Source organism: Sphaerotilus uruguayifluvii, from assembly GCF_013294065.1.
Classification (GTDB): Bacteria; Pseudomonadota; Gammaproteobacteria; order Burkholderiales; family Burkholderiaceae_C; genus Sphaerotilus; species Sphaerotilus uruguayifluvii.
In genome coordinates this window covers 82,211-101,044 of sequence record NZ_JABSNM010000016.1, presented here as the reverse complement: position 1 = coordinate 101,044, position 18,834 = coordinate 82,211, and the positions used below count along the sequence as shown (strand labels likewise).

The 18,834-nt window shown below is 73.0% G+C and carries 14 protein-coding genes; 6 read left to right on the top strand and 8 right to left on the bottom strand.

Going from position 1 to position 18,834, the window contains the following annotated elements:
• The first annotated feature begins 52 nt into the window (after positions 1–52).
• A complete protein-coding gene (locus HNQ01_RS16550) occupies positions 53–934 on the top strand; it encodes a DUF2799 domain-containing protein (protein WP_173806526.1) in 882 nt (293 codons plus the stop codon).
• A gap of 37 nt (positions 935–971) precedes the next feature.
• Positions 972–1,826 (top strand): DUF3047 domain-containing protein, encoded by an 855-nt coding sequence (locus HNQ01_RS16545; RefSeq protein WP_173806525.1) that lies wholly within the window; start codon positions 972–974, stop codon positions 1,824–1,826.
• 22 nt (positions 1,827–1,848) lie between these two features.
• Here the strand turns inward: HNQ01_RS16545 and HNQ01_RS16540 are convergent, their stop codons facing one another.
• The 4 genes from HNQ01_RS16540 to HNQ01_RS16525 form a co-directional block, all read right to left on the bottom strand.
• On the bottom strand, positions 1,849–3,183 hold the full coding sequence (locus HNQ01_RS16540) for a DUF1615 domain-containing protein (protein WP_217427581.1): 1,335 nt from the start codon (positions 3,181–3,183) through the stop codon (positions 1,849–1,851).
• Positions 3,184–3,195: 12 nt separating this feature from the next.
• The gene (locus tag HNQ01_RS16535) at positions 3,196–3,732 is read right to left on the bottom strand and encodes a hypothetical protein (protein ID WP_217427580.1); all 537 of its coding nucleotides are present in this window, start codon (positions 3,730–3,732) and stop codon (positions 3,196–3,198) included.
• A 37-nt stretch (positions 3,733–3,769) separates the two neighbouring features.
• On the bottom strand, positions 3,770–4,843 hold the full coding sequence (locus HNQ01_RS16530) for an AAA family ATPase (protein ID WP_173806524.1): 1,074 nt from the start codon (positions 4,841–4,843) through the stop codon (positions 3,770–3,772).
• A gap of 194 nt (positions 4,844–5,037) precedes the next feature.
• Positions 5,038–6,249: a GNAT family N-acetyltransferase gene (locus tag HNQ01_RS16525; RefSeq protein ID WP_173806523.1), complete on the bottom strand. Its 1,212-nt coding sequence runs from the start codon at positions 6,247–6,249 to the stop codon at positions 5,038–5,040.
• Positions 6,250–6,336: 87 nt separating this feature from the next.
• On the opposite strand from HNQ01_RS16525, the gene HNQ01_RS16520 reads away from it, so the two are divergent.
• From HNQ01_RS16520 to HNQ01_RS16510, 3 genes are all read left to right on the top strand, one after another.
• On the top strand, positions 6,337–8,400 hold the full coding sequence (locus HNQ01_RS16520) for an NAD(+) synthase (RefSeq protein ID WP_173806522.1): 2,064 nt from the start codon (positions 6,337–6,339) through the stop codon (positions 8,398–8,400).
• Positions 8,401–8,453: 53 nt separating this feature from the next.
• Positions 8,454–11,240 carry a zinc-dependent metalloprotease gene (locus HNQ01_RS16515; RefSeq protein ID WP_173806521.1) on the top strand — a complete coding sequence of 929 codons (2,787 nt, stop codon included), beginning with the start codon at positions 8,454–8,456 and terminating at the stop codon, positions 11,238–11,240.
• A 264-nt stretch (positions 11,241–11,504) separates the two neighbouring features.
• Positions 11,505–12,977: a methyl-accepting chemotaxis protein gene (locus tag HNQ01_RS16510; protein ID WP_173806520.1), complete on the top strand. Its 1,473-nt coding sequence runs from the start codon at positions 11,505–11,507 to the stop codon at positions 12,975–12,977.
• Between the two features lie 146 nt (positions 12,978–13,123).
• Here the strand turns inward: HNQ01_RS16510 and HNQ01_RS16505 are convergent, their stop codons facing one another.
• The 4 genes from HNQ01_RS16505 to rarD are packed head-to-tail and all read right to left on the bottom strand — an operon-like array spanning position 13,124 to position 17,559.
• Entirely contained in the window at positions 13,124–13,387 is a 264-nt protein-coding gene (locus tag HNQ01_RS16505) for a hypothetical protein (protein ID WP_173806519.1), read from the bottom strand.
• 46 nt (positions 13,388–13,433) lie between these two features.
• On the bottom strand, positions 13,434–15,260 hold the full coding sequence (locus tag HNQ01_RS16500; protein WP_173806545.1) for an aminopeptidase P family protein: 1,827 nt from the start codon (positions 15,258–15,260) through the stop codon (positions 13,434–13,436).
• A 2-nt stretch (positions 15,261–15,262) separates the two neighbouring features.
• Positions 15,263–16,687 carry a TAXI family TRAP transporter solute-binding subunit gene (locus HNQ01_RS16495; protein WP_173806518.1) on the bottom strand — a complete coding sequence of 475 codons (1,425 nt, stop codon included), beginning with the start codon at positions 16,685–16,687 and terminating at the stop codon, positions 15,263–15,265.
• Positions 16,684–17,559 (bottom strand): EamA family transporter RarD, encoded by an 876-nt coding sequence (gene rarD / locus HNQ01_RS16490; protein WP_173806517.1) that lies wholly within the window; start codon positions 17,557–17,559, stop codon positions 16,684–16,686. Before rarD ends, HNQ01_RS16495 begins: the two co-directional genes overlap by 4 nt.
• A gap of 154 nt (positions 17,560–17,713) precedes the next feature.
• Here rarD and HNQ01_RS16485 point away from each other — a divergent pair, with 154 nt between their 5' ends.
• Entirely contained in the window at positions 17,714–18,829 is a 1,116-nt protein-coding gene (locus HNQ01_RS16485) for a S1C family serine protease (RefSeq protein ID WP_173806516.1), read from the top strand.
• The last annotated feature ends 5 nt before the right edge of the window (positions 18,830–18,834 follow it).

Sequence of the window (18,834 nt, the reverse complement as noted above, 5' to 3'; positions counted from 1 at the left end):
CGGGCGTGCAGAATCCTCGGGGATTCATGCAGCGATCTCGAGGGAGAGACGGATGAGAGGAAGGCGCAGGACGGGCCGGCGGCCCGGGGCCGGGCTGCTGGCGATCGGCATGGCCGCGATGCTGGCGGGATGCACCACGCTGAAGCAGCGGTGCGAGGAGACCCGCTGGGAGCAGACCGGCCGCCAGGACGGCGCCGGCGGGCAGTTCGTGCCCGGCAGCCTGCTGGCGCGCTGCGAGGCCGAAGGCGTCATGCCGGACCGGGCCGCCTACGAGCGGGGGCGTCTGGCCGGGCTGAAGCAGTGGTGCGGCCGCGACTGGGCGGTGCAGGGCCGCGAGGACGGCGGCCGCGGCGTGGCGCCACAGGACATCGCCTACGCGCAGTCGCGCTGCGCGTCCATCGGCGTGGCGGTGGACTCGCCGACCTATCTCGTCAACTACCGCCACAGCGCGGAGAACTACTGCGCCACGCTCGACTGGCGCGCGCTCGGGCGCCGGCAGTTCGAGAGCGGCGCGCCGGTCGACGCGCAGGCGGGCAGCCCGCCCGCCTGCCTGTCCGTGGGCATGCCGCCGGACGACTACCAGTTCCACGCCGGCTACGACGCCGCCCGGCGCGACCGGCTGGACCGCCAGTGCACGAGCCGGGCGCAGTTCGAGGCCGGCCGGCAGGGGCGCGGCTACGACCGCTTCTGCGACGAGGTGCCCTTCGCCCGGCGGGCCCATGACGCCGGCCGCGAACAGGCGCAGATCGACAGGGACCTGCGCAGCCTCGAGGCCGAGCGCTCGCACCTCGTGTCCACCGGCGCTCCGCTGCGGCACATCCGCCCGGCGCCGCCGCTGGCCGAGCCGCAGCGCAACGAGGAGCTCGACCGCCTGAACCGCCGCATCCGCGAGCTGACGCAGCGGCGCGACGACCTGTCGCGCGCGCTGCGCTGACCCGAAGCGGACACACCGGCCGGCTACCGTGCCGGCCATGATCCGCGACCTCCTTGATCGAGATGCCGATGGTGGCGCCGGCGCTGGCGCGACGAGCCGCCGCCGCTGGCTGCGCCTGGGTGCGGCCGCGCTGCTGGCGGGCGTCAGCCGCACGCCCTCGGCGCGCGCCTGCGACGCGCCGTGCACGCCCCCGGTGCTGCCGGCGCCGGTGCCGGCCTTTTCCGGCTGCGCGGCCGGCGCCGTGCTGCCGCCGGGCTGGCAGCCGCACCGCATGCGCCCCGACCGGCTCGACACGCTCTACCGGGTCGCGGCCGATCCGCTGGGCGGCGCCAGCGTCGTCGCCGCGCACGCCGAGCGCGGCGCCACCGGCCTGCGCTGCGACCTGCGCCGCGAGCCGGGCCAGTTCCGCGACATCGAGTTCAGCTGGCGCGCCGAGACGGTGCCGCCCGAGGCCCGCTGCGACGACGACACGCTCGACGACTGCACCGCGCGCGTCGTCGTCGCCTTCGACGGCGATCTCTCCGGGCTGTCGCTGCGCGAGCTGATCTTCCGCGAGCAGGTCGAGCTGTTCACCGGCCAGGTGCTGCCGCACTCGATGCTGATGTACGTCTGGGACAGCCAGCTGCCGGTCGGCACGGTGGTGCGCTACCCGCGCAGCGACAGCATCCGCTACCTGGTCGTCGACAGCGGCCCGGCCGCCGCCGGACCGTGGCGCCACCACCGCCGTGACCTGGTCGCGGACTACCGCCAGGTCTTCGGCCGCGAGCCCGGCGCGCTGCGCAGCCTGGGCGTGATGACCGACAGCGACGATCTCGGCGGGGCGGTCGAGGCCTGGTATGGCGACATCCGGCTGCCCTGGCCCGGGGGCGGCGAGGACAGCCGCCTGGCCTGATCCGATCCGGTCCGGCGGGCGTTCAGGGCCGCGGATCGCTCGCCGGCGGCAGCGAGGCCGCGGCGGCGTCGCGCGCCAGGCAGGCGCGGTAGCGCATCTCGCAGCGGTCGGCGAACCAGGCGGTGGTGAGCTTGCGGGTGATCTTCGGGCTGTTGAGGTCGATGTCGGGCAGCTGCTCGCGCGCCGGCTTCAGGCCGCGGCGCTCGGCGAGCTGGTACAGGCGCCGGTAGGTCGGCGACTGCTCGAACTCGAAGCGCTTCTCCAGCTTCAGGTCGCGCTCGATCTGCGCGGCGTTCACGCCCAGCTCCGGCTGCAGCGCCAGCAGCGCCCGCCAGGCCTGGCTGGGGTCGCTGCGCGGCGACAGCGGCTCGCCGCCCTTGTAGCGCAGCAGGTCGCCATCCGGATCGAGCTTCTGGCCGGTGAGCTGCGCCAGCAGCGCCTGCACCGCGGCGTTGCGGCTGCTGTAGCGCCCGGCGTTGTAGTCGGCGAAGCGGTAGAGCATGCGGTTGTACGAGACCGGATAGTCCAGCAGCATCGCCGCGCCGAAATAGAGCGCGCCGCGGCGCTTGAAGACCTCCTCGCGCGGCGTGCCGGCCGGCTTCCACGGGTAGGGCTTCTCGCGCATCTGCTCGGTGGCGAAGGCGACGCTGACCTGGGTGGCGCCGCCGGTGCGCACCGGGTTCTGGCCCTCGAACAGCGTGGCGCCCATCGGGATCTCGCGGATCATGTCCTCGTAGAACTCGGAGACGTCCCGCTCAGTGCGGAAGTGATCGATCCGGTCCTGGTAGGTGCGCCCGTCCGGCGAGGTCTTCGACAGCGCCAGGTCCAGCACCGCCTTCGGGATCGAATAGCGCTCGCGCTTCTTGTCCAGCTCGGCGCGGGCAAGCTTGGGCAGGCCCGGCACCGGCGGGTCGGCCTGCCAGGTCGACTCCTGCTCGATGACGGCCGCCAGCGCGCAGACCTTGTGCGGCTGCGCCGGAATCGACAGCGCGGCGAAGGCGGTGGCGATGTCCTCGGCCCAGCGGCGGCGGTCGGGCAGGTTCGGCGGCAGCACCCGCATCGCCACGTCGCGCACGTCGAAGACGCTGACCGGCGCCGGCGCGGGAGGTGGCGGCGGCACGGGCGGCAGCGGCGGCAGGGCCGGCGGCGCGGGCACCGGGGCCGGCCCCGGTGCCGGTCCGGGCATCGGCGAGGGCGGCAGCGTGATCACCGGCGGCAGCGTGCCCGGCGCAGGCGCCGGGGCCGGCGAGGGCCAGGGCGACGGGGCGGGGCGGCGGTCGCTGGGCAGGGTCGTGCAGGCGGCCAGCGTGGCCATCAGGGGCGCGAGGGCGGCAAGGCGCAGGGCGGATGGACTCATAGGGCCGATTATTCACGCCTGCATCTGTCTGGCTTGTGCCGTCTGTACAAAGGAGCTGAACATCGGATTCGAAAGCAGTCGGGCATGGTCCATCAGCACCACACGCGGCACGTCCACCAAGGCGAGGCGACCCTGCAGGCGAGCGTTCAGGCTGTCGCGCAAGCCTTGCAGATGCACGGTCAGGGCGGGGGGCAGGTCCACGGCGATCACCACCTTGAGCGGCAGCGGCTGGCGCGCGGCCAGGGGCAGCAGCGGCGAGAGCGTGCGGCCCCAGTCGGTGCCGGACCACACGGCGGCCAGCATCAGCAGCGTGTCGGTGACCTTGTCGAGCAGCGCCTGAAAGCGAAACGGGGCGGCGCGACCCTTGGTCGGCATGAAGTCCGGCCCGGTGAGTGTCTCGGTGACCTGCGCGTAGCTGCGCACCTCCAGCAGGATCAGCCGGCCCTGGCCGTCGATCCAGGCGAAGTCCATCTCCTTGAGGTGCTGGCCGCTGAGGGCGCGGTAGGGTGCCAGGTCGGCGAAGCGGAAATGCCGGTCGTCGGGCAGCATCAGGCGCAGCCCGGATTCTTCGTAGGTTGCCACGCGCTCATGCCCCCAGGTCAAGCAGCACGTCGCGGTCGAACAGCCGCAGCGACTCCTCGACGATCGGGTTCATCGGCAGGCCTTGCGCCAGGCGGGTCACCGTGCCGGTCACGCCGCCCCCGTCCGGCTGCTTGCGCAGGTCGAGCAGCGCGTAGTCGGTCGCCTTCTCGCGGGCCAGTTGCTCCAGCCGCTTGAGCAGGAAGTAGCTGTGGGTGGTCAGGTAGACCTGGATGCCCGACTGCGCGAACTCGTGCAGCATCTCGGCGAACAGCACGATCGCCTTCGGGTGCAGGTTCACCTCCGGCTCGTCGACGAACAGCATGCAGCCACCGGTCGGGGTCAGACGCCGGTTGCGCATCAGCCGCGAGAGGATGCCGATCTTCTTGATCCCCTCGGCGGTCTGGTGCATGTTGAAGCTTTCCTTGCCGCGCCGGAAGACGATGGTGCCGTCCTTGTCCATCTCGACTTCTCCGCCGCCGGTCACGTCTTCGAGGTGGCGGAACACGTTCCTGATGTTGTCCTGCCATTTGCCGGCGGTCGGGGGCTGGCGGTAGTCCTGGACGAGGTCGTAATAGGTGTCGTCGAACGAGGCGATTTCCTGCGATTCGCGGGTGGCCACGATGGCGTCGAAGATCGACAGGATTTCCTTCGGCGGCAGGAAGCTGGCCTTGTGGCCGTCGAGTTCGGGCAGGTTGTTGGTCTGCATCTCGACGATGCGGCTGACCGTGTCCTTGCCGAAGGCGAACTTCAGGTGCCCGCTGCCGTTCCAGCCCAGCTCGACGCTCAGGCGGTTGCCGCTGCCCCGGGTCACCAGCCGGCCCAGCTCCATCTTGGGCGGCAGGAAGGTCCAGCGCAGCTTGCCGGCCAGCACCTCGGCGAGTTCCTTCGGCTCGGGGCCGGCGCGCTTCTTGGCGTGCTCCTCGATCGCGCGGGTCATCGCGTAGAGCAGCTTGAGCAGGTGCGTCTTGCCGGTGTCGTTCTCGCCAATGATGACGTTCAGCGACGAGTGCGCCCGCCAGTCCAGCGGGTGCTGGAAGGCGACGAAATTTTCGAGGTACAGGGACGTGAGTCGGGTCATGGCAGCGGACGTGTTAATTCGAATTAATGGCTTGGTCCATGGCAGTTTCATCCCGGGGAAACGTGCAAGACCGGTTCACCATCTTGGCATCGACGTGCCGCGTTCATGGCACGCGTTGGAATGCGTCGCTTGTCGCTGTCCATGCGGAGGCCCCTGAAAAATGCAAAAGCATAGCGGGCGGCCCAGGGGGACTGTCAGGACCTGAACGGATTGCGCTCGCGCAGCTCGCCCACGTAGGCCTCGACCCCGGCGCTTTCCTGCGCCAGGAAGCGCGCCACCGCGTCGGCGAAGCCGGGGTGGCGCAGCCAGTGGGCCGAGGTCGTCGTCACCGGCAGCAGGCCGCGCGCCATCTTGTGCTCGCCCTGCGCGCCGCCCTCGAAGCGCAGGAAGCGCTCGCGCACGCACCAGTCCAGCGGCGCGTGGTAGCAGGCGGCGAAGTGCAGATGCGCCACCGGCTCGGTGCAGCCCCAGTAGCGCCCCCAGGCCACCCGACGCTCGGGGTCGATCGCGATCAGCGACGCCGCCACCCGCTCGGTCCCGCGCCGGGCGACGAACATCAGCCAGTGCTCGGGCAGGGTGCGCGCCATCTCGGCCCAGAAGGCGCGACTCAGGTAGGGCGTCGAGCGGTGCTCGCGGTAGGTGTTGTCGTAGCAGCGGGCGAAGAAGTCCCAGTCGGCCTCGGCGATCTCGGCGCCGCGCCGCACGTCGAAGGCGATGCCGGCCTCGCGCACGTAGCGGCGCTCCTGCTGGATCTTCTTGCGCTTGTCGCGCGAGAGGTGGGCGAGGAAGTCGGCGAAGTCGGCGTAGGGCTCGGGCTGGCGGTTGGTCCAGTGGAACTGCACGCCCTCGCGCAGCAGCCAGCCCTGGGCGGTGGCGGCGGCCCGGTCGGCCTCGTCCAGGAAGAGCAGGTGGGCCGAGGACAGCCCCTGATCGCGCGCGAAGGCCTCGATGGCGGCCAGCAGCGCCGCGCGTGCCTCCGCGTCGCGCGCCAGCAGCCGCGAGCCCGGCACCGGCGTGAAGGGCACGGCGCCGAGCAGCTTCGGGTAGTAGCGCTGGCCGGCGCGCTCCCAGGCGTCGGCCCAGGCCCAGTCGAAGACATATTCGCCGTAGGAATGGCTTTTCAGGTAGAGCGCGGCGCCGGCGCGCAGCACGCCGGCGGCGTTCTCGTCGGCCAGCGTCATGAAGACCGGCTGCCAGCCGGTGGCGGCGCAGGCGCTGCCGCTGGCATGCAGCGCCGCCAGGAAGGCGTGACGCAGGAAGGGCGTCGGCGCGGGCGAGGCTGCCAGCAGAGCGTCCCAGGCGGCGGCATCGATGCGGCCGGGGGCGTCGTGGATCTGCAGCCGCAGCCGGGGCGGCCGGGCCGGGCTGGGGCGGGAAGGGGTCGTCGGAAGGGCGGCGTCCGTCATGCGGGCGATGTTCGCATGGCCCCTGGAACCGCAGCGGCTACAGTTCGGCATTCCCCGTGAACCCGTCTGACTTCGGAGTCGCCTGCCTTGAACCCCCGGGATCCGTTCCTCAATCTCTACAGCCACGGCTTCGCGCGCGTGGCCGTCGCGGTGCCGGTGTGCCGTGTCGCCGATCCGGCCTTCAATGCCGCCGAGACCGTCCGGCTGCACCGCGAGGCCGCGCGCCAGGGCGCGGTGCTGGTCGCCTTCCCCGAACTGGGCCTGTCGGCCTACAGCTGCGAGGACCTGTTCCACCAGCGCGCGCTGCTCGAGGGCTGCGAGCGCGCGCTGGCCGAGGTGATCGAGGCCTCGCGCGGCGTGGGCGCGGTGGCGGTGGTGGGCCTGCCGCTGCAGGTCGACGGCGCCCTCTACAACGTGGCGGCGGTGGTGCTCGACGGCCGGCTGCTGGGCGTGGTGCCGAAGTCCTACCTGCCGAACTATGCCGAGTTCTACGAGGCGCGCCAGTTCAGCCCCGGCGGCCAGGCGCTGGCCACCGAGGTGACGCTGTGCGGCCAGACCGTGCCCTTCGGCGCGCAGCTGCTGTTCGCGGCGCAGACCGGCCAGATGCACGCGCCGCTGACCTTCGCCGTCGAGATCTGCGAGGACGTCTGGGTGCCGATTCCGCCCTCGTCCTTCGCGGCGCTGGCCGGCGCGACCGTGCTGGTGAACCTTTCGGCCTCGAACGTGACGGTCGGCAAGGCCGACTACCGCCACGCGCTGGTGTCGCAGCAGTCGGCGCGCTGTCTGGCCGCCTACCTCTACAGCTCGGCCGGCCCGGGCGAGTCGACCACCGACCTGGCCTGGGACGGCCAGGCGCTGATCTGCGAGAACGGCACGCTGCTGGCCGAGTCCGAGCGCTTCCGCGCGGACGCGCAGCTGGTCTGCGCCGATGTCGACCTGGAGAAGCTCGCGCGCGAGCGCATGCGCCAGACCAGCTTCGCCGCCAGCGTCGCGCGCCACCGCGGCGAGCTGGCCGCCTGGCGCACGGTGCGCTTCGCGCTGCGCCGCCCGGACGAGGAGGTGCTGCCGCTGCGCCGCGTCTTCGACCGCTTCCCCTATGTGCCGTCGAACCCGCAGCTGCTCGACGCCCGCTGCGAGGAGATCTACCAGATCCAGGTGAGCGCGCTGGTCAAGCGGCTGCAGTCCTCCGGGCTGAAGAAGCTGGTGATCGGCGTCTCCGGCGGGCTGGACTCCACGCATGCGCTGCTGGTGTGCGCCCGCACGATGGACCGGCTCGGCCTGCCGCGCGCCAACATCCTCGCCTACACGATGCCGGGCTTCGCCACCAGCCTGCGCACGCTCGACCAGGCGATGCGGCTGATGGAGGTGATCGGCTGCGGCGGCGGCATGATCGACATCCGCCCGAGCTGCGAGCAGATGCTGAAGGACCTCGGCCACCCCTACGCCAGCGGCCAGCCGGTCTACGACATCACCTTCGAGAACGTGCAGGCCGGCGAGCGCACCAGCCACCTGTTCCGCCTGGCCAACCACCAGGACGCGCTGGTGGTCGGCACCGGCGATCTCAGCGAGCTGGCGCTGGGCTGGTGCACCTATGGCGTCGGCGACCACATGTCGCACTACAACGTCAACGCCAGCGTGCCCAAGACGCTGATCCAGCATCTGGTGCGCTGGGTGGCCGCGCGCGGCGAGTTCGGCGAGGCCTGCAGCCGCGCGCTGATCGACGTCGTCGAGACCGAGATCAGCCCGGAGCTGGTGCCGGGCGACGCCTCCGGCCAGCCGCAGCAGTCCAGCGAGGCCAGCGTCGGCCCCTACGAGCTGCAGGACTTCCACCTCTATCACACGCTGCGCTCGGGCTTCGCGCCGTCGAAGGTCGCCTTCCTGGCGCTGCACACCTGGGGCGACGCGGCCGCCGGCCGCTGGCCCGAGGGCGTGACCGCGCGCAACGCCTACCCGCTGGCGGAGATCCGCCGCCACCTGCGCACCTTCCTGTGGCGCTTCTTCAAGACCAGCCAGTTCAAGCGCAGCTGCGTGCCGAACTCGCCCAAGGTCGGCTCGGGCGGCTCGCTGTCGCCGCGCGGCGACTGGCGCGCGCCCAGCGATGCAGAAGCCACGGTCTGGCTGGGCGATCTGGAGCAGGTGCCCGAGCGCTGAGGGCCCGCACGGTCACAATGCGGGCCACCCCGATCCGATCGAATCGAGTCCGCATGCGCCGTTCCCTCCCGTTCCCGTCCTCCCTGTCCGTGACCGCGCTGGCGGCGGCCGTGCTGCTGGCCGGCTGTGCCACGACGGCCGACACGGCGGCGCCCGCGACCGCCGCGCCGGCCGCGCAGGCAGCCGCCTCGGCGGCTCCGGCCCCGGCCCGCCCGGCCGCGTCGGCGGCCTCGGCTCCGGCCGGGGCGGCCAGCGCGCCCTCCGGCGCGGCCGCGCCGGCGCTGCCGGTCGCCGCGCTGCCGCCCTTCGCGCAGGTGGTGCGCGAGGCGCGCCGCACCGACGGCCTGATCCCGGTCTGGCAGAAGGACGAGAAGGTCTGGCTGGAGCTGTCCGAGAAGGACTTCGGCACGCCCTTCTTCCTGTCGCCGAAGATCGCCTCCGGCATCGGCGAGGGCGGGGTGCTCGGCGGCCTGATGGGCGGGCGCACCGGCGCCGGCGGCGCGAAGTGGGTCGAGTTCGTGCGGGTGTTCAACCAGGTCCGGCTGATCGCGCGCAATGCCGAGTACGTGGCCCAGGCCGGCACGCCGCAGGCCCGCGCGGTGGCCGCGGCCTTCTCGCCCAGCCTGCTGGCCAGCACGGCGGTGGCCAGCCAGCCGCATCCGGAGCGCCGCACCGTGCTGGTCGACGCCTCGGCGCTGTTCCAGGGCGATCTGATGGCGCTGGGCCCGCACCTGCAGCGCACCTACCGCCAGGGCTACTCGCTCGATCCGCGCCACTCCGGCATCACCGCGGTGCGCGGCACGCCCGAGCTGCTGGCGCTGACGGTGCAGCAGCACTTCGCCACCGGCGCGCTGGCCTCGGCGCAGCCGGGCATGCCGCCCGGCGCCAGCCCCTCGGTGCCCGCGACGCTGCCCGATGCGCGCAGCCTGTTCGTGCAGCTGCACTACTCGCTGACCCGCCTGCCGGCCGAGCCGATGCGCGCGCGCGCCGCCGACGCCCGCATCGGCCACTTCGTCACCACGGTCAGCGACTTCGGCGACGAGTTCGCGCGCAGCCCGAAGAAGCGCTTCGTCAACCGCTGGCGGCTCGAGAAGAAGGATCCGGCCGCCGCGCTGTCGGAGCCGGTGCGGCCGATCGTCTACTGGATCGACCGCAGCGTGCCCGAGCGCTACCGCGAGCCGATCCGCGCCGGCATCCTGGAGTGGAACCGTGCCTTCGAGGCGCTCGGCTTCAAGGACGCCATCGTCGCGAAGGTCCAGCCCGAGGACGCCGACTTCGACACGCTCGAGACCGGCATCGCCTCGGTGCGCTGGATGACCAACGCGACGGCGATGTTCGGGGCGGTCGGCCCCAGCCATGTCGACCCGCGCAGCGGCGAGATCCTCGACGCCGACATCGCCATCGAGAGCCTGAGCTCGCGCGCGCTGCGCACGCTGCGCAGCCAGGTGATCGCCGCGCCGGCGCCGGCCTTCGCCCAGCCGCCGGACCTGGGCGCGCCGGGCTCGCCGGTGCTGTGCCAGCATGCCGACCTGGCCGCCGAGCAGCTCGGCTACGCGCTGGACGTGCTGTCGGTGCGCGAGGGGCTGGATCCGGCCGGCCCCGAGGCCGAGGCCTTCGTCGCCGCCTACCTGAAGGACGTGACGATGCACGAGGTCGGCCACACGCTGGGGCTGCGGCACAACTTCCGCGCCTCGACCGTGCGCGACGAGGCGCAGCTGTCCGATCCGGAGTTCACCCGCAGCCATGCGCTGACCGGCTCGGTGATGGAGTACGCCGCGATCAACCTGCCCGCGCGCGGCCAGCCGCGCGTCGCGGCCTTCCAGACCACGCTCGGCCCCTACGACCACTGGGCGATCGAATACGCCTACCGCGAGCTGGCGCCGGCCGAGGAGGCCGCGGCGCTGTCGCGCATCGCCGCGCGCAGCGGCGAGCCCGAGCTGGCCTTCGGCACCGACGAGGACTTTCTCGCCGGGCTCGACCCGGAAACGCTGCAGGGCGATCTCGGCCGCGATCCGGTGGTCTTCGCACGCAAGCGCCTGGGCATCGCGCGCGATCTGCTGACCCGGCTGGAGGCGCAGCCGCTGGCCGCCGATGCCGATCCGGCGGGGCTGCGCCGCGCGGTCGGCTTCGCGCTGCGCGATGTCGGCCGTGCCAGCGCGACGCTGCTGCGCCAGATCGGCGGCCTGCGCACGCTGCGCGACGCGCCCGGCACCGGCCGGGATCCGCTGCAGCCCGTGCCGCTGGCCGAGCAGCGCCGCGCGCTCGAGCTGCTGCTGGGCGAGCTGCTGTCGCCGCAGGCGCTGACGGTCTCGCCGGCGCTGCAGCGCCGGCTGGCGCCGGACTACTTCGAGCGCGGCGAGGCGCTGCTGTCGGGCAGCGGCGCGGTGGCCACCGACTTCAGCCCGCCGCAGCAGCTCGCCGAGCTGCAGCGCGTGCTGCTGATGCAGCTGGCCAGCGACACGATGGCCACCCGGCTGCTCGACGGCGCCGACAAGTCCGACGCCACCACGCCCAGCCTGTCGCTCGACGAGCTGCACCAGCGCCTGTCGGCGGCGGTCTGGGCCGAGCTCGACGGGCACGAGGCCCGCATCGATCCGGCACGCCGGGCGCTGCAGCGCGAGCATGTGAACCAGCTCGCGCAGTGGCTGCTGGCCCCTGGCGCGGCCGGGCGTGCCGAAATGCGCATGCGCGTGGGCCTGCAGGCGCGGGCGCTGCTGGCGAGGCTCGACAAGGTACGGTATCGTTTCGATGCGTCTTCCGACACCGCCGCCCATCTGCGCGACAGCGCCGATCGGCTGCGAGAGGCGCTGCAGGCCCGGGTGGTTCGCCCGGGCGTGTGACGCCGGGTACCGGAAAAACGACGGCGGTTGGCGCTGCACCCCGAGGAAAGGGGCCCCGCGCGACCCCCGTCTGCATGAAGGAATCCGCATTTCCGGCGGTTCGGAAGTCCGGGATGGGCCGGTTTGCGGGATCCGGCCCCCCGGCACGACGGGGCGATGTTTCAGAGCTTGCACTTCGCCCTGGATGTGTGCAGATGTGACGTATTTCTCGAGACGTAGACCTTGAACAGAATCGGGGCACAGACTCTCTCGGAGCCGTTCCCGATGCTTTCGCTGCAAAAGATCCGTCAGGCCCTGGGCCGCCTTCCTGTCGCCAACCGACTGGCGCTGGGCTTCGGCGTGCTCGTCGCGCTGATGTTCGCGCTGGTCTGCGCCGGCCTGCTGATGATGGGGCAGGACGCCGCGCTGGCCGCGTCCCGCCGCCTGCTCGGCGTGCTGGGCACGCTGTCGATGGCGGTCGCCGGCGTGGTCGCCTGGCTGATGGTCGACAGCCTGAAATGGCCGCTGGACCGCACCGTCGACTTCGCCGAGCGGCTGGCCGAGGGTGACGACACCGCGCCGGCGCCGGCGGTGAGCGCCGACGAGTTCGGCCAGCTGCAGCACGCGCTGATCGAGCTGCGCGACCGGCTGCGCCGCCAGGCCCGCCACGCGGCGGCCGGGAGCGCCGAGCTCGACGAGGCCGCGGTCGATGCCTCGCTGGCCTCGGGCTTCGCGCCGCTGCTGTCGCAGGTGCTGGCCCGGGCCCAGTCCGGCAGCCTGGCGCAGGCCGCGCCGGCGGCCTCCGAGCCTGCCGCCGTCCCGCCGGCTCCGGCGCGTGACGTGCAGCCCGAGCCGCAGGCCGCCGCGATGTCCGCCATGACGCCCGCCGCCGAGGCGCCGCAGCCGGCCGAGCCGCTGCCGCCCGCCGATCTGGTGATGCCGCTGTCGGGCCTGACGCCGCGCGAGCTGGTCGACACCGCGGTGGCCGCGGCGCACCAGGGCAGCGACGTGGTCGCGCAGGTGGTGGCCAACATGGAGGACATCCGCCAGTCGAGCCGCCAGATCTCCGAGATCCTCGGCACCATCGACAGCATCGCCTTCCAGACCAATCTGCTGGCGCTGCAGGCCGCGATCGAGGCGGCGCAGGCGGGCGACAAGGGCAAGGGTTTCGCGGTGGTCGCCGGCGAAGTCCGGGCGCTGGCGGTGCGCGCCGGCAATGCGGCGCGCGAGATCAAGCAGCTGGTCACCGCCTCGGCCGCGAAGGTCGAGTTCGGCGGCCGCCTGGCCCGCGATGCCGACGCGACGATGGACGCGCTGATCGTCTCGGTGCAGCGCATGACCGACATCGTCGAGCTGAGCAGCCCGGATGCCGACGGCCGCGATCCGTCGCCGGCCCAGGCCGAGCTGACCGGCCAGAGCATCGAGCAGCTCGACCAGCTGACCCGCCACAACGAGTCGGTGGTCAGTCAGAGCGCCACTGCGGCCGAGGCGCTGCGTCAGCAGGCCGAGCGGCTGCAGAAGGTGGTCAGCGCCTTCCAGCTGCTGCAGCGCACGCAGCAGGCGGCCTGGAACGCCCATCACGCCATTCACAGCGCCCGGGTCAAGGCCCGCGGCGAGACGCCGCCGCCGCTGCCGCCCTTCCCGGCGTCGGACTGGGGCGCGCTCGACGGCATCGAGCCGCATGCCCAGCCGCCGCAGCGGCGCCGGGGCGACACGCCTGGCAACGACGGCGGCGGGGGCGACTGGACCCGCTTCTGAAGATCCGGGGGCCCGGGAACGACAGGACGAGAGATCGAGACTGAACGAGACTGAACGAGGCTGAACGAGGGAGGACCGTCAGGGGTGGCGGTCCTCGGTCGAGGGGGAGAGGTCGGGGCCGGCAGCGATGCCGGCCCCGTTCCTTTTCAGTGCGGCGCGACCTGGCGCGCCTTGGCCAGCCACTGGCCGAGCGCATCCGACAGGTCGCCGCGGCTGAAGCTGCAGCTCTCCTCGGTGAAGAGCGCGCTCGACTCGACCTGCATCAGCAGCTGGCCGAGCACCTGGCTGTAGCGCTCGGGCAGCCCCGGCCAGTGCGCGGCGGTGTCGCGGAATCCGTGCGCCAGCGCGGTGGCGTCGAGCTCGCCGCTGCGGAAGTCGCCCAGCAGGGTGTCGAGGTGGCGGGTGCTCATCGGCAGTCTCCTTGGTCGGGGGTCGAGAGGGAAGGATGCCCGGCGCTCAGACCGGCTCGGTGCGGCGCAGCAGCCAGTCGAGCGCGGCGCCGTCCAGGCGCGGCGCCAGACGGCGGCGCACCTCGGCGTGGTAGTCGTTCAGCCACTGCCGCTCGTCGGCGCGCAGCAGCGACAGCTCGAGGCAGCGGCTGTCGATCGGGCAGAGCGTGAGCGTCTCGAAGGCGAGGTACTCGCCGAACTCGTCGGGCGTGCCCACGCTGACGTTCAGCACCAGGTTCTCGATGCGGATGCCCCAGCGGCCGTCGCGGTACAGGCCCGGTTCGACCGAGGTGATCATGCCGGGGTGCATCGCCATCGAGGCGTCGGGCATCGCGCGCGAGATGCTCTGCGGGCCCTCGTGCACGTTGAGGAAATAGCCCACGCCGTGGCCGGTGCCGTGGCCGAAGTCCAGGCCCGCCTCCCACAGCGGCGCGCGCGCCAGCGTGTCCAGGTGCGGCGAGAGGGTGCCGGCGGGGAAGCGCGCGCGCGACAGCGCCATCGTGCCCTTGAGCACCCGGGTGAAGTCGGCCTTCTGCGCAGCCGAGGGCGCGCCGATCGGCCAGACGCGGGTGATGTCGGTGGTGCCGCCCAGGTACTGCGCGCCGGAGTCGATCAGCAGCAGGCCTTCCGCCACCAGCCCGTCGGGCGTGGAGATCTCGGCGAAGGACTCGGGCGTGGCGCGGTAGTGCGGCATCGCGCCGTTGGCGTTGAAGCCGGCGATGGTCGGAAAGCTCAGGCTGACGAAGCCGTCCTCGCGGGCGCGCTCGGCCGTCAGGCGCTCGTCGATGGTCAGCTCGCTGATCGCCTCGCGGCCGAGCGCCGCCTCCAGCCAGGCGTAGAAGCGGCACATCGCCGCGCCGTCCTTCTCCATCGCCTCGCGGATGAAGGCGGCCTCGGCCGGCGTCTTGCGGCTCTTGGCCAGCGTGCTGGGGTTGATCGCCTCGACCACCGCCACGCCCGCGGGCACCGCCTCGCGCAGGCCCAGCGTGATGCGCTTCGGGTCGACCAGCAGCACCGCGTCGGCCGGCAGCGCCGCCAGCGCCGGGGCGGCCTCGGCGTAGTCGGCCAGGTCGATGCCGTCGGCGGCCAGCCGCGCGGCCAGGCTGGCGTCGACCTTGCCCGCCGCCACGAACAGCGTCGCACGCTGCGGCCCGATCAGCAGATGGGCGAGGAAGACCGGGTTGTAGTCGACGTCTGAGCCGCGCAGGCTGGTGATCCAGGCGATGTCGTCGACGGTGGAGACCAGATGGTGGCTGGCGTGGTGGCGGGCCATGCCGGCGCGCACCGCCGCCAGCCGCTCGGCGCGCGGCACGGCCGCATGCGGCGCCAGGTGCTCGCGCACTGGCGCGCCCGGCAGGCCGGGGCGCTCCGGCCAGGCCTCGCTCATCAGGTCGAGGTCGGTGCGCAGGCCGATGCCGCGGCGCTGCAGCGCGCCGGCCAGCATCTGCGCCGCGGCCAGGCCCAGCACCGCGGCGTCGACCGCCAGCGTCTGGCCGGGCGAGAGCGTGGCGGTCAGCCAGTCGATGTGGTGGGTGGCCGCGCCGGTGGGGATCTTCACCAGCTCGACCGTCGTGCCGGCCAGCTCGGCCTCGGCCTGGGTCCAGTAGCGGCTGTCGGCGAAGACGGCGGCGCGGTCGCGCGTGACCACCAGCGTGCCCATCGAGCCGGTGAAGCCGGAGAAGTGCACCCGGCCCTGCCAGCGCTCGGGCAGGTATTCGGACAGGTGCGGATCGCTGGAGGGCACCAGCACCGCGGCCAGGTCATGGCGGATGAGCGCCTGGCGCAGCGCGGCCAGGCGGGCGGGAACCGGGGAGGTCGGGGTGGAAGAGGGCATCGTCATGGCGTGCTCCGGGGCTCGGTCTCGGGGTCGTTCGGTGCGGGCGGGCGTTCATGCAGGCGCTGGCGCACCAGCGCGATGTGGCTGCGCAGCGCGTACAGCTCTTCCGCGTAGGACAGCGGCACCGGCAGCCGCCCGACCCGCTCGTCGAGCTGGTCGAGCTCGGCGAGCAGGTCCGCCGGCGCGCGGGCGGCCTCGGCCTGCTGCTGCTCGATGTCGCGCAGCAGCCCGTACCAGCGGAAGATGCGCGAGCGCACCCGGAAGTTGTACAGCGGCGGCACCACCCGCGACAGCGGGATCAGCACCGCGATGATCGACACCAGCACCACCCACATCCGGTCGATCAGGTTCGACAGCCAGAAGGGCAGGTGGCGCTGCAGCAGCGGCTCGCCGGCGGCGTAGAAGCGCTGCGCCTCCGGCGAGAGCGCGTAGTCGCCGGCCTGCGCCTTCGGGTACTCGCCCTTGTGCTGGAACCAGTTCGGTTCGCCGTGGATGCGCCGGGCGGCCTGCACCAGCAGCTGCTGCAGCGCCGGATGGGTGTTCTCGCGCACCAGCAGCGCGGCGGTGGCCGAGACCAGATGCACGTCCTGCGCCGGCAGGTCGCGCGCCAGGTCGACCACGCCGCGCGGCAGCAGCACCGGGCTGACCTGCGGCACCCGCCGCGCGTAGGCCTCGGCCTGGGTGAAGTCCAGCAGCCGGATGCCCGGCGTGATCAGCAGCATGCGCACGATCGGCGACTCCGGCGCCGACACCAGCGCCAGCGCGTCGATGCGGCCCTCGAGCAGCTCGACCACCGCCGGCGTCGTCGCCAGCCGCGACAGCGGCATCGCCGCCATGTCCAGCCCGTTGGCCTCGAGCAGCCGGCGCATCAGGTTGGTCACGCCGCTGCCGTCCTGGCCGACGTTGAGCCGCCAGCCGTCGAGCTGCGACAGGCTCTCGAGCCGCTCGCGGCCGGCGCGCTCGACGGCGGCCTGCTCGCGGTAGAAGACCCAGACCGGCTCGCGGAACAGGCCGCCCAGGCTGAGCAGGTCCTCCGGCGGCGGCTCGTCGCCGCCGCGCACCTCGTCGGCGCCGCCCTGCACGAAGGCCGCGTCGACCTCGCCGTCCTGCAGCAGCTTCAGGTTGTCGAGCGAGCCGCGGGTGGCGCGCAGCTCGACCTCGATGCCGTGGCGCGCCAGCGCCTGCTGGTAGCGCTTGCCGAACTCGGCGTAGGCGCCCTGCGCGCCGCCGGTGGCCAGCACCATGTGGCGCGGCGGGTTCGGATCCAGCACGACATAGGCCATCCACACCAGGCCGACGGCCAGCAGCAGCACCGGCCCGCCGGTCAGCAGCAGGTCGCGCAGCGACAGCAGCGTGGCGCGCAGCTGCAGCGCCGCGGCGCGCCCGAGCCGGCGCGACGGCGAGGGGCGGGGCAGCGCGCTCATGCCCGGCTCCTGCGGTTCTGCCAGGCGATCTCGGCGCTGAACAGCGCGCAGGCGGCCCAGATGATCATGAAGCCCTGCGCCCGCCCGCCCGCGAAGGCCTCGCCGAAGACCAGCACGCCGATGGCCAGCTGCAGCGTCGGGCCGATGTACTGCAGCATGCCCAGCAGGCTCAGCGGAATGCGTCGCGCGCCACCGGCGAACAGCAGCAGCGGAATGGCGGTCAGCGGCCCGGCCGCCACCAGCAGCAGCTGCTGCGGCAGCGCCACCCGGGTGACGCTGTCCTGGCCGTGCAGGATCGCCCAGGCCAGTCCGGCCAGCGCCAGCGGACCCAGCAGGATCGTCTCCAGCGTCAGGCCCTCCAGCGCGCCCAGCGTGGCGGTCTTGCGCAGCAGGCCGTAGCTGGCGAAGGTGGCCGCCAGCGCCAGCGCGATCCAGGGCGCGGCGCCCTGCGCCAGCGTCAGCCAGGCCACGCCGGCGGTGGCCACCGCCACGGCCAGCCACTGCAGCGGCCGCAGCCGCTCCTTGAGCACCAGCCAGCCGGTCAGCACGTTGACCAGCGGCGAGATGAAGTAGCCCAGGCTGGCCTCGACCACCCGGCCGGCGCCGACCGCCCAGATGTAGACGAACCAGTTGGCCGCGATCAGCAGCGCGGTCAGCCCGAAGCGGCGCATCACCCGGCCGTCGGCCAGCGCCGGACGCAGCCAGTCCCACTGGCGCCGCATGCCCAGCACGCCGATCAGGAACAGCAGCGACCAGACGATGCGGTGCGCCAGCACCTCCAGCGCGGCGACGCCGGCCAGCAGATGGAAATAAAGCGGAAACAGGCCCCAGATGACATAGGCCATCGCGGCCTGCACGATGCCGGCGCGCATCAGCGGCGGCCGGGGCGGGTGCGGTCCCGGCCGGAGTGTTCGACGATCATGACGCGAGGATAACCGCGCGCCGCACCCGGACTTGAAACGGGCAGAATCGCCCGCATCCGGTCTCCCAGCCCCTGCACGTCCCGACTGCTCCGCGCCTGTGCCGATGAACCCGATCGCCTCTCCGACGACCCTGACGGGTCAGCCCCTGTCCCGATTCCCCGGCCTGCGCACGGCGGCCGCGCTGCTGGCGCTGGCGCTGCTGCCGACGCTGGCCAGCGCGCGCGAGGAGGCCGCGCCGCGTGCGGTCACGCCGCGCGGCGGGCTGCTGGCCGACGAGCAGGCGGTGGTGGGGCTGTTCGAGCAGTCCTCGCCCTCGGTGGCCTACATCACCACCGAGACGGTGCAGCGCGGCGTCTTCGGCGGCGCCGAGGTCAGCCAGGGCGCCGGCTCGGGCTTCGTGTGGGACGCCACCGGCCACGTCGTCACCAATTTCCATGTGGTCAAGGGCGCGCGGCGGGTGTTCGTGCAGCTCGACGCCGGCAAGCCCATCGACGCCGAGGTGGTCGGCGGCGCGCCCGAGTACGACCTGGCGGTGCTGCGGCTCAAGAGCGTGCCGAAGAACCTGCGCCCGGTGCCGCTGGGCTCGTCGCGCGACCTGCGCATCGGCCAGACCGTCTACGCCATCGGCAACCCCTTCGGCCTGCAGCGCACGCTGACCAAGGGCCTGGTGAGCGCGCTCGACCGCGAGCTGCCGACCGCCAACTTCCGCGAGGTCGCCGGCGTGATCCAGACCGACGCGGCGATCAATCCCGGCAACTCGGGCGGGCCGCTGCTCGACAGCGCGGGGCGGCTGATCGGCGTGAACTCGGCGATCCGTTCGACCAGCGGCAGCTCCTCGGGCATCGGCTTCGCGATTCCGGTCGATCTGGTCAACCGGGTGGTGCCCTCGCTGATCAACCGCGGCCAGGCGCCGCTGCCGGGCATCGGCGTGACGCCCATCTCGCCCGACCAGGTGGCGCGCGCCGGCATCTCGGGCGTGGTGCTGGGTGCGGTGGGCCGCGGCACGCCGGCGGCCGCGGCCGGCCTGCAGCCCTACAACCCGCAGACCGGCGACCTGGGCGACGTCATCGTCGGCGTCAACGGCCGCACCGTGCAGACGCTCTCCAGCTTCGTCAGCGAGCTCGAGCGCGCCGGCATCGACTCGACCGTCGAGCTCACCGTGCGCCGCGGCGACAAGGAGCGCCGGGTGCGGGTGAAGGTGATCGATCTGCGGGGGTGAGCGGC